The sequence below is a fragment of the Psychrobacter sp. UBA6766 genome, from assembly GCF_002453355.1.
Taxonomy (GTDB): Bacteria; Pseudomonadota; Gammaproteobacteria; order Pseudomonadales; family Moraxellaceae; genus Psychrobacter.
Genome location: NZ_DKGQ01000016.1, coordinates 1 through 14,692, shown reverse-complemented (window position 1 = coordinate 14,692; position 14,692 = coordinate 1). Strand labels below are relative to the sequence as shown.

General features: G+C 43.4%; 9 protein-coding genes. 4 read left to right on the top strand and 5 right to left on the bottom strand.

Annotated elements, in window-relative coordinates:
- Positions 1–133 precede the first annotated feature (133 nt).
- Both rho and trxA read right to left on the bottom strand, forming a co-directional pair.
- Complete coding sequence (gene rho / locus B4K26_RS03845) at positions 134–1,402, bottom strand: transcription termination factor Rho (RefSeq protein WP_296243662.1); 1,269 nt, start codon at positions 1,400–1,402, stop codon at positions 134–136.
- A 573-nt stretch (positions 1,403–1,975) separates the two neighbouring features.
- The gene (gene trxA, locus B4K26_RS03840; protein ID WP_296237736.1) at positions 1,976–2,302 is read right to left on the bottom strand and encodes a thioredoxin; all 327 of its coding nucleotides are present in this window, start codon (positions 2,300–2,302) and stop codon (positions 1,976–1,978) included.
- A 456-nt stretch (positions 2,303–2,758) separates the two neighbouring features.
- Here trxA and B4K26_RS03835 point away from each other — a divergent pair, with 456 nt between their 5' ends.
- Positions 2,759–3,472: an RluA family pseudouridine synthase gene (locus B4K26_RS03835; RefSeq protein ID WP_296243661.1), complete on the top strand. Its 714-nt coding sequence runs from the start codon at positions 2,759–2,761 to the stop codon at positions 3,470–3,472.
- 72 nt (positions 3,473–3,544) lie between these two features.
- Complete coding sequence (locus B4K26_RS03830; protein WP_296243660.1) at positions 3,545–5,176, top strand: flavin-containing monooxygenase; 1,632 nt, start codon at positions 3,545–3,547, stop codon at positions 5,174–5,176.
- Positions 5,177–5,198: 22 nt separating this feature from the next.
- On the opposite strand, the gene B4K26_RS03825 is transcribed toward B4K26_RS03830, so the two are convergent.
- The 3 genes from B4K26_RS03825 to B4K26_RS03815 all read right to left on the bottom strand — a co-directional run bounded on the left by B4K26_RS03825 (position 5,199) and on the right by B4K26_RS03815 (position 9,680).
- Entirely contained in the window at positions 5,199–6,140 is a 942-nt protein-coding gene (locus tag B4K26_RS03825) for a D-2-hydroxyacid dehydrogenase (RefSeq protein ID WP_296243659.1), read from the bottom strand.
- 181 nt (positions 6,141–6,321) lie between these two features.
- The gene (locus B4K26_RS03820; RefSeq protein WP_296243658.1) at positions 6,322–7,284 is read right to left on the bottom strand and encodes a response regulator; all 963 of its coding nucleotides are present in this window, start codon (positions 7,282–7,284) and stop codon (positions 6,322–6,324) included.
- Between the two features lie 83 nt (positions 7,285–7,367).
- The gene (locus tag B4K26_RS03815; RefSeq protein WP_296243657.1) at positions 7,368–9,680 is read right to left on the bottom strand and encodes a sensor histidine kinase; all 2,313 of its coding nucleotides are present in this window, start codon (positions 9,678–9,680) and stop codon (positions 7,368–7,370) included.
- Between the two features lie 735 nt (positions 9,681–10,415).
- On the opposite strand from B4K26_RS03815, the gene rapA reads away from it, so the two are divergent.
- Together rapA and B4K26_RS03805 are read left to right on the top strand one after the other, a co-directional pair.
- Positions 10,416–13,304, top strand: coding sequence for an RNA polymerase-associated protein RapA (gene rapA / locus B4K26_RS03810; RefSeq protein WP_296243656.1), 2,889 nt, complete (start codon positions 10,416–10,418; stop codon positions 13,302–13,304).
- Between the two features lie 428 nt (positions 13,305–13,732).
- A complete protein-coding gene (locus tag B4K26_RS03805; protein ID WP_296243654.1) occupies positions 13,733–14,635 on the top strand; it encodes an acyl-CoA thioesterase in 903 nt (300 codons plus the stop codon).
- Positions 14,636–14,692 lie beyond the last annotated feature (57 nt).

Sequence of the window (14,692 nt, the reverse complement as noted above, 5' to 3'; positions counted from 1 at the left end):
TGGTAGGGGTTTTGCTTATACTTATTGTATTTATAGTGATAGTCCGCTAACTGTTTTTTGCAATTGCGTAATTGCAAAACCAAAAAGACCACGTAAAGTGGCCTTTTGCTAATCTATAAGTCATTCTAACGATCTAGTTTTGCGACTTACGTTTCATTTGCTCAAAGAATTCATCGTTGGTTTTGGCTTCTTTTAGGCGCTCTAACAAAAACTCAGTCGCTTGCACGCCATCCATCGGCTGCAAGAGTTTACGTAAAATCCAAACTTTACGCAGCTTATCTTCATCAAGCAGACGCTCTTCGCGGCGTGTACCCGATTTTTTGATATTAATGGCTGGGAAGACGCGTTTTTCGGCCAAATCACGCTCGAGGGTGATTTCTTGGTTACCCGTTCCTTTAAATTCTTCAAAAATCACACTGTCCATTTTACTGCCCGTATCAATCAAAGCACTGGCAATAATGGTTAAGCTGCCACCTTCTTCGACATTACGCGCTGCACCAAAGAAGCGTTTTGGACGCTCAAGCGCATTGGCATCCAAGCCACCCGTCAAGACCTTACCTGATGACGGAATCACAGTGTTATAAGCACGGGCCAGACGAGTAATAGAGTCAAGTAAAATGACCACGTCTTGCTTATGTTCGACCAGACGTTTGGCTTTTTCGATGACCATATCAGCCACTTGAACATGGCGCTGCGGTGGCTCATCGAAAGTTGAAGCAACGACTTCGCCGCGTACCGTACGTTCCATCTCAGTGACTTCTTCTGGACGCTCATCAATCAATAGTACAATCAAGTAGCATTCTGGATTATTGCGCGTGATAGACTGAGCAATTGACTGTAGCAGCATCGTCTTACCCGCTTTTGGTGGAGCAACGATAATCGAGCGTTGGCCTTTACCAATAGGGGCGATAAGGTCGATGATACGACCAGTCAAGTCCTCAGTGGTGCCATTACCAAGTTCAAGTTTTAATTGCTCAGTTGGGAAGAGTGGCGTTAAGTTCTCAAAAATCAGCTTATGACGCGAACGATCTGGGGTATCAAAGTTAATCTCGCCGACTTTTAATAGGGCAAAATAACGCTCAGAATCTTTTGGCGGACGAATCGTGCCGGCGATACTGTCGCCAGTTTTTAGACTAAAACGTCGAATTTGGCTCGGGCTGACATAGATATCGTCAGGACCTGCTAAGTAAGAGCCTTCAGAGGAGCGCAAAAAGCCAAAACCATCGGGAAGTACCTCAAGCACACCATCACCATAGATGGCCTCGCCATTACGGGCATGGGTTTTTAAGATAGCAAAGATAATGTCTTGTTTACGGCTACGCGCCATATTATCAAGTCCCATTTCTTTGGCTATAGCCAATAGCTCAGCGATTGATTTTTTCTTTAGTTCAGTAAGATTCATAGATAGGTCGTTAGCAGTTGATCAGATGAGAGATGCCATTATCATCACAAATCATGACAAGGATTAAAACAACGGATATAGGGCGATAGAGGGCATATACACAGTGTTGGGATTTATGTAGGATTGATGTTACGTGCCAGCTTATGGACGCGTTGTAAGAGATACAGGCACGCTCATAAGAAGTGAAGATAAAGAAGTCTACATAAGAGTCTGCGTCAAAAACTCAATATCAGTAATTGTGTTTAGTCATTGCGTTCAGTAGTGGTGTTTTATAATGACGATTGTGTTTTTGTTGATAAACACGAGGAGAATAGCGACAAGACACTTAGGAAAATGATTAGTTTTCTCTTGTCAGCAGACTATACGGCGTTCAAGATGGCATTGTCAATAATTTTTGCCAAAAAAGTCGTATTATCCAGCTTTTTGCTCAGAAAAGCAGCAAAAAAGCCATTATCTTAGAAAGTTAATGGCTTTTTCGATAACATCTTTATAGACTGAATCGCTTAGTTTTTAAAACAGCTATTTTTGATAAACGATGGTTAGTAACCACTAATTGACGTTATAAAAAGAGACTTATAGATGCTTGTCTAGAACTTTAGCAAGTTCAGCTTTTGGTTGTAAGCCCATGACTGAATCGACTTTTTCGCCGTCTTTAAAGACAAATAGCGTAGGAATGTTACGAATACCAAAACGGCTGGCCGCTTGTGGGTTGTTATCGACATCGACTTTGACGATTTTAACTTTGCCTTGGTACTCGCTCGCTAAATCTTCTAAAATAGGCGCAATGGCTTTACAAGGACCACACCAAGTTGCCCAAAAGTCTACTAGGACTGGCGTATCAGATTGCAGGACGTCTTGGTCAAAGTTTGCATCAGTGGTGTTAACAATAAGGTCTGACATAATTTATCTCTCTTGTTTTAGTGTTTCTATCACCAGCCATCAATATAAATATAGTTGTCATATTAAAGCGATGAGTGGTTAAAGAATGGTTAGAAGGGGATGAAAATCTGCCATTATATTAACATGTTTGCTCAAAGTTGACAGATACAGACCGGTTAAATTGTTTAACAATTACTATTAGCACAATAAATTAAAACATAATGATACAGGTTATGTTTTATCTGTCATGCTTATTTAAGGCTTCTCTTGCCGTGAGTCTAGCAAATGTAAATGGGGCATTTTTCTTAGACGTATCAAGTAAATTAACGCTGACCTAGAACTGAGCCTGGCGGTCGTATAAAGTCTTTAATAGCTAATATCATTGTCTTATAAACAACCTTCACATTAAAGCAATCTAACCTTTAAAATAACCTATTTCTGAAAACAACTGACCTTTTATATAAGTAGCCCACTTTTATGCCTTTTACCGATGAAGAAGTTAACATTCTAAACGTGCAAGAAAATGCTTATCCGCTTGAGTTTTTTCAAAAATTTGCCCAAGACATTACCGTCTATGAAGACGATGATATTTGGGTCGTCGATAAGCCCGCTGGACTATTAAGTGTCGATGGTAAAACGCTCAAGGTCAGTTTGCTTGCACGGCTTGAGCGCGCCAATCCAGCGGTAAAACTGATTCATCGCTTAGACATGGACACCTCAGGATTGCTTATTTTTGCTAAAAACACCGCCGCGCAAAGCCATATTAGTAAGCAGTTTATTGAACGTTTACCGCAAAAGAGCTATCAAGCGCGCGTGATTGGCGAATGGCAAAGTATCGGTGCCAAAGGTGAGATATCAGTGCCCGTACGCTATGAACCTACTACCAAACCGCGTCATATCGTTGACCATAATTGGTCGAAGAATGCATTAACTTTGTATGAAGTACTTGCCCATGAAGAGTGCAACGGTCAGACAGTCACGCGCGTGTTATTAAAGCCTGTGACCGGTCGTAGTCATCAATTGCGTGTGCATATGGTGCACGTCGGTCATGTGATGATTGGCGACCCAATTTATGCTGAAGGTGCTGCCTTGACCATTGCCCCGAGGCTCAATCTTCATGCTCAGCACCTACGCCTTAAACATCCCACACTTGGGGCTTGGATGGATTGGGAAAGTCCATGCCCTTTTTAGCAAGCCCTGTTTAATAAGTCCTTTTTAAATAGGTTTCTTTTAAATAACTCATGCACAAACAAGGATCGTATTATGCTTGATGTAACAGCCGCCAAACAGGCACTTAAAAAACGCTTTCACTCTAAATCAACGTCCGCAACCTCAAAGACACCAGCCGATTGTGAAGTACTTATTATCGGCGCAGGGATTGCTGGTATTGGCATGGCGTGTCGATTACAGCAGCAAAAAGACAAAGCGTTGTTTGGGCATAAAAGTCCAAGTCGCTTAAAACAGCTGGCAAAAAGGAAACAGCAAGAAACCACCTCGCGATTTGTGGTGTTAGAAAAACGCGTCGATTTAGGCGGCACCTGGGATCTATTTACTTACCCCGGCGTGCGTTCCGATTCTGATGCTTTGACCTTTGGTTATAGCTTTCGACCGTGGTTGGATCATCGAGTATTGGCAAAAGGCGGTGATATTAAAAATTATATTGCTGATACTGCGCGCGAATTTGGTGTCACTGAACACATTCGCTATCAGCATGAAGTACAGCAGCTATCATGGTCAAGTCATAGCCAGCGATGGACGGCGACGGTAAAAAATCATATAAGCGGCGAGATATTTACTTTAACGGCAAAATTCGTCGTTGGAGCTACAGGCTACTACGATTATGAGCAAGGCTATCGACCTCATTTTGATAAAGAAAAAGATTTTCAAGGTCGTATTGTCCATCCGCAGCAGTGGCAAAATGTCGATTACAATGATAAGCGAGTTGTTATTATTGGTAGTGGTGCCACAGCGATGACATTATTGCCGGCTTTGGTGGATGAGGAGGGGGAGCAATGCGCGCAGCACGTCACTATGCTACAACGTTCGCCGACCTATGTGGCAAGTGTGCCGGGCGATGATTTTACGCTTGATTGGCTGGCGGGTAAATTTTCGCCATTGTCGAAAGCCCAAGCTTATCAGCTGCTGCGTACGCGAAATGTGTTGCTGCAACAAGGGACGTATCGAGCGGCTGTATTTGCCCCCAAGCTTATAAAAGCCTTATTAAAACGTGGTGTTAAAACCGAGTTAAAAGGCAGCGGGGTTGATATTGCCCATTTCACGCCAACGTACAATCCTTGGGATGAGCGCTTGTGTGCGGTGCCAGATAGTGATTTATTTATGGCATTACATGGCAACAGAGCTGCCGTCGTCACCGATCAAATTAGCCACTTTACCGACACTGGCATCAAGCTCGACTCTGGTAAACATCTCGAAGCAGACATTATCGTGACTGCAACGGGACTAAAGCTACAAATGCTTGGCGGCGCCGAAATATATATAGATGGGCAGAAAATCGATATTGGCAAGCGCATGACTTATAAAGCAGTTATGATTGAAGGTATTCCCAATATGGTAGCGCTATTTGGCTATACCAATGCGTCGTGGACGCTAAAAATCGATCTGGCTTGTCAATACGTCATGCGTTTGCTTGGCTACATGCATCAGCATCGTTACCAAGTGGCATTGCCACAACCAAAAACGGCGCACATTGAGGCGCATTCTCAGCCAGATACGGTGATGGGCGCACTATCGGCAGGGTATGTCCAGCGCGCGCAACATGAGCTACCGAAGCAAGGCGATATCTATCCTTGGCGGGTCACCAATAACTATCTTAGTGACCGCGTGATGCTCAAATATCGTAAAATTAAAGACGAATGGCTGCAATTTACTCGTTAATCATTAATCGGTTAATGAATTCTTAAGCTTGGTTAATAAAGTCAGTTACTTGCTTGCTTAGTATTTGCCACAAGGTTTCTTGCGCGCTTTTACTGCCCCAGGCGTTATGCGGGCTAAATATCACCCGCGGATGGTCAGCAAGACTTAGTAAAGGGTCGTCTTTGACAATCGGCTCTTGTTCAAAAACATCACTGCCGTAGCCTAGAATCTGCTCATTTTGAATGGAATCGACCAGCGCTTGACTGTCGACGATACCGCCGCGAGCAACGTTGACGAGTAGCGGCTTTTTGCTCATTTTCGCCAGCGTATCTTTATTAATTAAATGCTCGGTTTGCTCATTTAATGGACAATGTAGGCTCAGCACATCAGACTGCGCGAGAACATCTTCAAACGCTGTATAGTCATCACTGCGCGGCGCACGGCCTTGATGCTCCGCCCACAATACTGTCATACCAAAGGCGCGGGCAATTTCAGTGACGCGTCTACCAATAGTGCCGACACCAATAATCCCGAGCGTCTTATTTTCTAAATCTATCAGCGGAATATCCAGTAAGCAGAAATTACCGTCGTCTTGCCATGTACCGTCAGCAACTTTTCCGTGGTAATGAATGCCGGCCCGCATCGCACTTAGCATCAGCATAAACGTATGCTCAGGCACGCTTTTGACCGCGTACCCAGCGACATTATATAGCGCGATATCGTGCTCGGCACAGGCATCTTGATCGACATTGTTTTTACCGGTAGCGGTTAATTGAATAAGCTTGAGCTTGGGTAATTTTGAAATAACTTCCGCGTCGATTTTAACTTTATTGGTAATAATAATATCAGCGTTACAGCAGCGCTCAACGATGACAGCATTATCTTTTGGCGTATCATTATAAGTGACGTAATCGCTGACGCCGCTTGGCGCTGGCAGCTCGATATTATCAGAAAAAGTGCCTCTGTCCAAAAAGACCGCTTGCATGGTTATTCCTTATTGAATGGTTATTTTAAATGGGCTGACATGGATATTAGCTTAATGTAGCACGTTGCAGGGTTTAGTCAAAAAGCGCGTCAAAAATTCTGTCAAAAAATGCGCAGTAAAAAAACCTCTATCTCAGCATTGAGATAGAGGTTTTAAATTGTAGAACAAGCATTTTTTGCGCTTATAAAGAAAAACGCTTGCGCAATTTGCCAATCAGACTGCGAACGCGACTGCTTAAATCAATACGCACATCATTTTCAGGATCCTGTTCAACTTCATAGCGTTTGACCAGTTCAGGGCTAGCTTTTAGTTTCGCATGATGCTGAAACGCACGATTAACACTAATCTCAAGTAAACTTGCGCGCATCGGTTTCGGTAAGCAGCGGTAGACTTGACCTTTATTAATTAAATCAATCAGCAAGCCCGCATCTTGGAATTCAGTCTGTACCAAGACCACCAAATGCGGCGCATCTTGTTTTAAGGTAAAGATAATCGGGGCGATATTTTCGCCACTGACATTGATGTCGGTAATACAAACACCGATATCTTCGTTTGCCAAATAATCGTAAGCTTCTTCCAAGCCTTCAGCGTGCAAGACTCTATAACTGTGCGAAAATTGTTTGCGGATTTGCTCAATCAGCTCGTCGGTCTCATCGATGACCAATAGCGTCTGCTTGTTACCTGAGCTGTCGAATTGCTCCGCGTCTTCGTCTGGATTATAGGTCAACGCGATTTCAGTGGCACGACCGACGACTGCAAGCAGTTCTTCAGATTTGCAGGGTTTGGTTAAATAACGGTAAATCTCACCGTCGTTGATAGAGCCAATAATCGCATTTAAATCGGCATAACCTGTTAGTAGTATGCGCATGGTAGACGGCGACACTTCTTTGACTTCGCGCAAAATATCGACACCAACCCGCTCAGGCATACGCTGGTCACTGACCGCAACGTGAACGTGATTGTTTTTGATATAGTCAATATACTCGTTTGGGTCGGTAGTGATAAAAACGTCATGTGTTTTACGAAACAGCAGTTTCATCGAACGTAAAATACGTTGTTCATCGTCAATAAACGCCAATTTTGGTTTTGGCTCAGATCCTAGATCAGCGCTAGAGGTTTCCATTTCATTGTCAAATTCATTCATGATGATATCCTTATAATGAATAATAGTACGATAGCTTTATATAATCATTAAAATAGCAATTAAAATAAGACAGAACCTAGCGATTACGCTGCTAGGCTTTGTTCGGTTAAATCACTGTTAATTGGTAGCGTTAAGGTAAAGGTAGTGCCAACGCCTTCGGTTGATACAGCTTTAATGTCGCCATTGTGCTGCTCCATAATCTGCTGACTGATGGCCATTCCGAGTCCTGTTCCTTCACCTGCGCCTTTAGTCGTAAAGAACGGCTCAAAGATTTGGTTGAGTACGGCAGGGCTCATGCCTTTACCGTTGTCGCTGACATCGATATAGACATGGCTGTCATCGGCGCGTGTCCGCACTTCGATTTTGCCATCCGGTTTTTCTCCCATGGCTTGCGCGGCGTTATTGAGTAAGTTTACCAAGACTTGGTTGATTTGCGATGGTGAGCATTTAATCTCTGGCGTCGGAGCAAAATCCGTGACAATCTCTTGATGTCTAATAGAGTTACCGGCGATTTTAAGCGACGCTTCAATGCATTCACGCACATCAATCGTTTTCACTTTGGATTCATCAAGGCGGGCAAAGTTACGTAGATTCAATACCATTTCAGTGATTTGCTCGACGCCAAAGAGTGAGTCTTTAATCAGCTCTTTGAGCTCAGCGGACAAATCATCTTCTTGAATCTCATCAGAAGCACGGACAATATCTGCCAATAACTTATCGATTTTGCCATCAGCAGCCGCGTCAGTTTTAACGGCTTTTAATCCTTGAACCAATTCAATCAGCTCTTCATATTGCTCGGTTAGCTGACCGATAATTTCAAGGTTATTTTGCACATAAGACAATGGTGTGTTTACTTCATGAGCAACGCCTGCCACCATTTGGCCTAAGGTTGCCATTTTTTCTGAACGAATCAATTGTAGCTGCGAGTTTTTTAGCTCTTTGAGCGTGTCTTGCAGCTCAGCGGTACGTTCTTCAACTTTAATTTCTAGCTGCTGATTAATATTGGCCAGCTTACCTTCGTTAGATTGGATTCGATCTAGTAGGTCGTTAATAGAGCCATTAACTAGGCCAATCTCGTTGCGACCTTGAGCAAATTTAACCGAACTTAGCTTATTGTATTGTTTGTTATTAATGATGTTTTCAGCCAATGAAATTTTATCCGTGGTTTCTTTTAACGGTTTAAAGGCTAAGTAGGTGAGCATAAAGTAAATCAAACCAGCTGTGATAAGGAGCGCTAAAGCAATCCAGTTAATCAAGTTCTCACTAAGATTATCGGCGATGGCGTTAATCTCAGCGTCAGGCTGAACGACGATAAGTTTCCAATAAGTTTCAGGAATCTCAAAGACATACGCTTGACTGCCGTTATAGTAGCTGTCTTTTTCTAACTCAAAGCTTTGTAACAAGCGGCTGTCCATCGCATTTTGCTTATTTTCACCGTTATTTAGATAAGCGGCATAGTTGACGAGATAATAACCTTTTGATGCGCCCGTTTCGGCTTTATCAAGCGTGGTCAATACCTGCTTAACTTGCGGCGATACGCTAGCGGCAACGCGCTCGATAGTTTCGTTACGCTGAGTTTCCAAGAAATTTAGGACTGGATTCCAAGCAGGGTCTGAATTGATGACTTGTTTGATATCAAGCGGTGTGCCGGTGGCTTCGTCGATATAGCTTAAGCGTTCAGGGTTAGACGAAGCAATCACCTTATCACTGTTATCTAATAGCAAGATATAGCCTGAGCCTGAGCTTTCACTTAATTTAACAATGTTTTCTTGAAGTTGGTTTAGCGTAAAGTTGACGGTACTGGCTCCCCAAAACTGATTGTCGCGCTCAATAGCAACACCGCAGCTCATCGCCAGCTCGCCTTTGGTTTGGCTGGCACGGACGTGATTCCAAATACAGCTGTCAGGTTTGAGCAGTTTTAAGACACTGAACCAATCTTCTTGATAATAAGGATTAGCAGGGTTTGGATCGCTCAACACCGCCTGATAATCACCGTTTTGACGTACCATCAAAAATGGATGGGTGGCAGTATTGGCGCCAAGGGTGCCTTTTTCGGGCCAAATACCACCACTACCTAATAAGTTATAATCGCGCTTATCAAAAGCATTGGCAGTACTGGCTTGTAAGATTGCTTCTTCTGGAGGCAAAGTCTGCGCGCTTTGCTGCAATAGCAGAGCACTTCGCATCACCCGATTGATATCGGCTGAAATGCTATTGACCGCGGTATTACCACGCTCAGCGACCAGTTTTGCTGACTCGAGACGAATCTTTTCATAACCTTCTTTATCAACAACATACACAACAACCGCAAGTACCACTGCAAAAGCAATAAATAGAATGGTCGTCACTTGGGTACTAACTTGATTAAAAAAGCCAACTTTTTTGGAGGCACTCATGATGGGATTGTCCTTGGATGAACGTGACCACAAAGCAGACTGTTTATACAGACTACTAATGTTATCTGCTGCTAGCAATCGATGATGTGGTGGTACGTAAGCCTTACGAAAATGGGATTTGAGTATTAGGGCAAAACATTTAAGATTATCAATTAGTTAAACATCTAGATATATAACTAATATTAAATTATTTACAATCATTTCATAACTTAATCGACTACAAATAACAATATTTGGCTTATTTAATGATCGTAAAGAAGAGGACGGTATTAAATAGGGGACTGCCAAATTTTTGTGTTTAAGATTTAGTAGTTAAAGTTTTTTAAATAATTTTTTTGTATAATTGGGAAAAATATAAAGAGTGGTAATGGTTAACATAGCTTAAATAACAATGTTAAATGTTAAATTGCATTTTTTAACAATACAGCAACAATTATTCGAGGGCAATATTTTTTGTTTACTTGCGAGTCGTTATCTTATTGTTTTATAACGCCAACTTATGCTTAAATTTGCGACAATATTGCCAAAACATGCTCTTGAAAAGTTAACTTAACGCACTCATCTAGGCGCTAACGTTATATAATGGTCTGTTTTATCCCTCGACCTAGCTAACAAGTTGGGCGTTGCTGATATCTTCAATGACCAGCAGCTTATTAATGATATCGAGCTATTAGTTTTGGCTTGCTTCATTAACTATCTATTTTCTTATCATCTGAGTACAAAAGACATCGCCTTATGACTATCTCTATCGCTTCATTGCACAGCACCGAATTCGCCGTTGGTCAACGTTATTTATCTGATACGGAGTCTGAGCTTGGCTTGGGTGTGGTCGTGGATGTCGACGACCGCTGTGTTCACATTCTATTTCCACAAAGTGAAGAGACACGCGTTTATGCAAAAAATTCTGCGCCTTTATCACGCGTGGTGTTCAAAGAAGGTGATAGCATTTCTGATCAAGCGGGTAAAACCTATACGGTGACGGCTGTTGAAGAAGTGATGGGCGTGCTTAAATACAGTGTCGATGAGCATGAAAAAGGTATCATGGAAACCCGTCTGGCGGCCAATATCACGCTTGCAAAGCCTCTTGAGCGTCTGCTTGCTGGTCGTATTGAACGCGGTGATTGGTATGAGCTGCGTCAAGATATATTGCGAATGCAGTCGGCGCTGGCGGGTCATCCACTTAAAGGTTTGATGGGCGCGCGTGTCGATATTATTGAACATCAGCTTTATATCGCCCACGAAGTCGGTAAACGTATCGCACCTCGTGTCTTACTTGCTGACGAGGTCGGTTTGGGTAAAACCATTGAAGCGGGTTTAATTATTCATCAGCAGCTATTAACTGGCAAAGCTGAGCGCGTATTAATCCTTGTACCAGACAGCTTGCAGTATCAGTGGATGATTGAGCTGCGTCGGCGATTTAATCTCAACTTTGCTTTGTTTGATTTGGTTCGTACAGCAGCGATTAAAGAGCACGACCCTGAGCAAAACGTCTTTAGCACTGAGCAATGTATCATTGCTGGAATGGATTTATTGCTTGACCATCCTGATCTGTATGACCAAGCGATGGAGGCGGGATTTGATTTACTGGTCGTTGATGAGGCCCATCACCTACATTGGGATGAAGCGCAAGGCGGCAATGATAAATATGACTTGATTGCCGACTTTGCTGAAGAAACACCAGGGGTCATGCTATTGACCGCGACGCCAGAGCAGCTTGGCGCGCAAAGTCACTTTGCTCGATTGCGTTTATTAGACCCAGACCGCTTTGATGATTTGGATGAATTTATCGATAGCCAAGATGCCTTTGCCGAAACGGCTGCGGTTGCTAGCGTCTTAATCGAAGATAAGCCATTAAGTGAGGGACAAATCGCGGCGTTAAGTCATCTGCTTGGCATTAGCATGGACGAATTGTCAGCTATTAATGATGATGAGAAATTGAGAACCTATGCGCTGAACGAATTGCTCGACCGTCATGGAACGGGGCGAATATTATTCCGAAATACTCGTGAAAGTGTCAAAGGCTTCTATGGTCGTAGTAGTCAGCCGTATCCATTGTCATTACCTGAAGCATGGATAGATAGCTATCAAACCACTGGCAAATTGCGTGAGCAGCTATGGGGCGAGGAAAACCAACCTGATGGCGGCTGGCTAGAAGATGATCCACGGGTGCCGTGGTTGATTGATATCCTAAAGGGTGAGCTAAAGCATAAAAAAGTGCTATTGATTGCCCGGAGTGGCGCGACGGTTGAGAGTTTAGAGGCGGTATTGCGTCTGCATGCTGGTATTAAAACTGCTATCTTTACCGAGCAGATGACCTTACTTGAGCGTGACCAAGCAGCCGCGTTTTTTGCTGATAATGAAGGCGCGCAGATATTATTATGTTCAGAAATTGGCTCAGAGGGTCGTAACTTCCAGTTTGCAAGCCAACTGATATTGTGGGATTTACCTGCCAATCCAGATACGTTAGAGCAGCGTATCGGTCGCCTAGATCGTATCGGACAAACGCAGCAAATTATGCTGCACGTTCCTTATGTGAAAGGTACTGCGCAAGAGCGCCTGTACCGCTGGTATAACGACGCGCTAAATATGTTCAATCAGATTTCGCCAACCGCGCAAAGTGTTCAAGAGCAATATATTCAAGAGTTGAAACCGATGCTTGAAGGCGTGGATACCGATGCCAATCGTACAATTCTGCAGGATATTATCGAAGAAGCACAGCAGACGCGATTGGGGCTAGAAGCACAGCTACAAGCCGGTCGAGATCGTTTGCTTGAGTACAACTCATGCCGTCCGCGCGTTGCTGGGCGTATCAAAGATGCTATGCGTGATTTTGATAAGCATAATCTATTACCGCAATTTATCGAGCGCTTTTTTGCTTCTGCTAATATTGAGCACAATATTCAGCGTGATGGCTCGTGGGTCATTGCACCGATTGATAGCACGGAAATTAGTGACTATATCGACGGTCTACCGCTTGGTGATGAAGATGGTATGACCTTGACCTTTGATCGTGAGCAAGCGTTGCAGCGTGAAGATATCGAATTTATCACCCACGAGCATCCGTTGATGCGCGCGATTTACGAGCTGGCAAGTACCAGTACCTTTGGTAATACCACGGTGGCCATGCTAAAAAGTGCTGCCATGCCTCAAGGTATGATCATGCTCGAAGTAAACTTTCGCGTTGAAGCGATTGCGCCAAGGTTGCTTAATTTGCCTGCAACTTTGACTACACAGAACATCCGTGTCTTTATCAGTGAGCAAGGCAGTGATTTATCAGCGCGTATCAGTGCCGAGATGATTATGCCACATATCGAGCGTTTGGATAAAAACCGTGCGCGCCAAGTGATTAAAGTTCGCGGCGATGTGATTGAGCAGCGCTATTATGAAGCCGAAGAGATTGCCCGTCAGCAGTTAGCAGAAATCGGCGAGCAAGCCAGCGCGCGCTTTAGCCAGCAGTGGTCGCGTGAAATCAAACGCTTAAAACATCTACAAACGATTAATCCTAACGTTCGCCCTGAAGAGGTAGAGCGCTTAGAGCAGCTAAAAGCTCAAGGTGAGCAGGCGTTAGGTAATTTATCGCTTGTACCGGATTCTATTCGCGTGTTGGTCGCCGTGAAACCATAACATTAAGCAAATAAAAAAACGAGATGTGAAACTGCATCTCGTTTTCTTCTACAAGTTTGCTATCGGTCGCTATCTTAAAGAATCGCTTGCTGACTATTATTAAGCTACTAATTATTAAGCTATAAAACGGCTAAACTTCCTAAGTAGCGACTGCCTAGTCAAAGTCGGGAATATTCGTTAAGATAATTAACTTTTCACTTTATAATGAGTTCTTAGCAATCGTTTTACAGATTGATTAATACTCATCCTAAGCAGCATCGTTTTGTAGAGGACTACAAACTATGGACCGTATCACCGTATTTTAAATGCTCACACTGTATTGGCTTTAGCCACGTCATACTGATATCGTTAGATGCTTATTTGCAAATGCTTGGCATTATTGATAAAAACATGAAGCGTAATTGATAAAATTAAGGAACCATATCGTCATGTCTGATTATCCGCAACTGATTGATGAGCTGCTGGCCACCGTGGCACTGATCGAAGTCAGCCCTGATGTTTTTGAAGGTAAAAGCCACGACTATGTTGGTGCTCGTATTTTTGGTGGACAAGTGCTGGCGCAAGCAATTATGGCGGCGTCACATACGTTGGATATAGATAAGCCTTGTCATTCCTTGCATGGCTATTTTTTACGTGGCGGTGACATCAATCAGCCAGTGATTTATCAAGTACGCCGCCTGCGTGACGGGCGCAGTCTATCCGCTCGTGAAGTGACTGCGATTCAATATAAGCAAGTTCGCGGTAAGCCGCCAGTTGAGCAAGTTATATTTTCAATGATTGCTTCGTTTTCTCCGATGGAAGAGGGCTTGGACTATCAAGAAGACATGCCGGTTTATCCGCCGCCTGAAGATTTGGCAACTGAGCAAGATTTAAAAGAAGAGTATGTTGGTAAAGTTCCAGACGCTCTAAAAGCGCGCTTTATGCGTCACCGTCATGTCGAGATTAAACCCATCAAGCCGCGTGACCCTATTCACCCAGAGCCAATGAAGCCAAAGCAAGCTAACTGGCTACGCATCCGTGAGCTTGGCAATCAGCCAGTGGCGATTCAACAAGCATTACTCGCGTTTTCCTCGGATTTTTATTTGGTTGGCACAGGTTTAATGTCACATGGTATTAGCTTTATGACCAGTGGTTTGCAAGCGGCGAGTATCGATCACTCAATGCATTTCCATCGTGACTTTGATTTAAATAATTGGTTATTGTATGACATGTGGAGTGATACGACCTCTAATGCCAAAGGCTTAAACCATGGCCAGTTTTGGCAAGATGGTAAGTTGGTGGCGACGGTACAGCAAGAAGGCTTGATGCGTTTGCGCGTGCCAAAATCCTAAGGATTTATTGGTTTATAAATAAAAAAGTGACTCAGTGAACTGACCCCCAAATGTTGG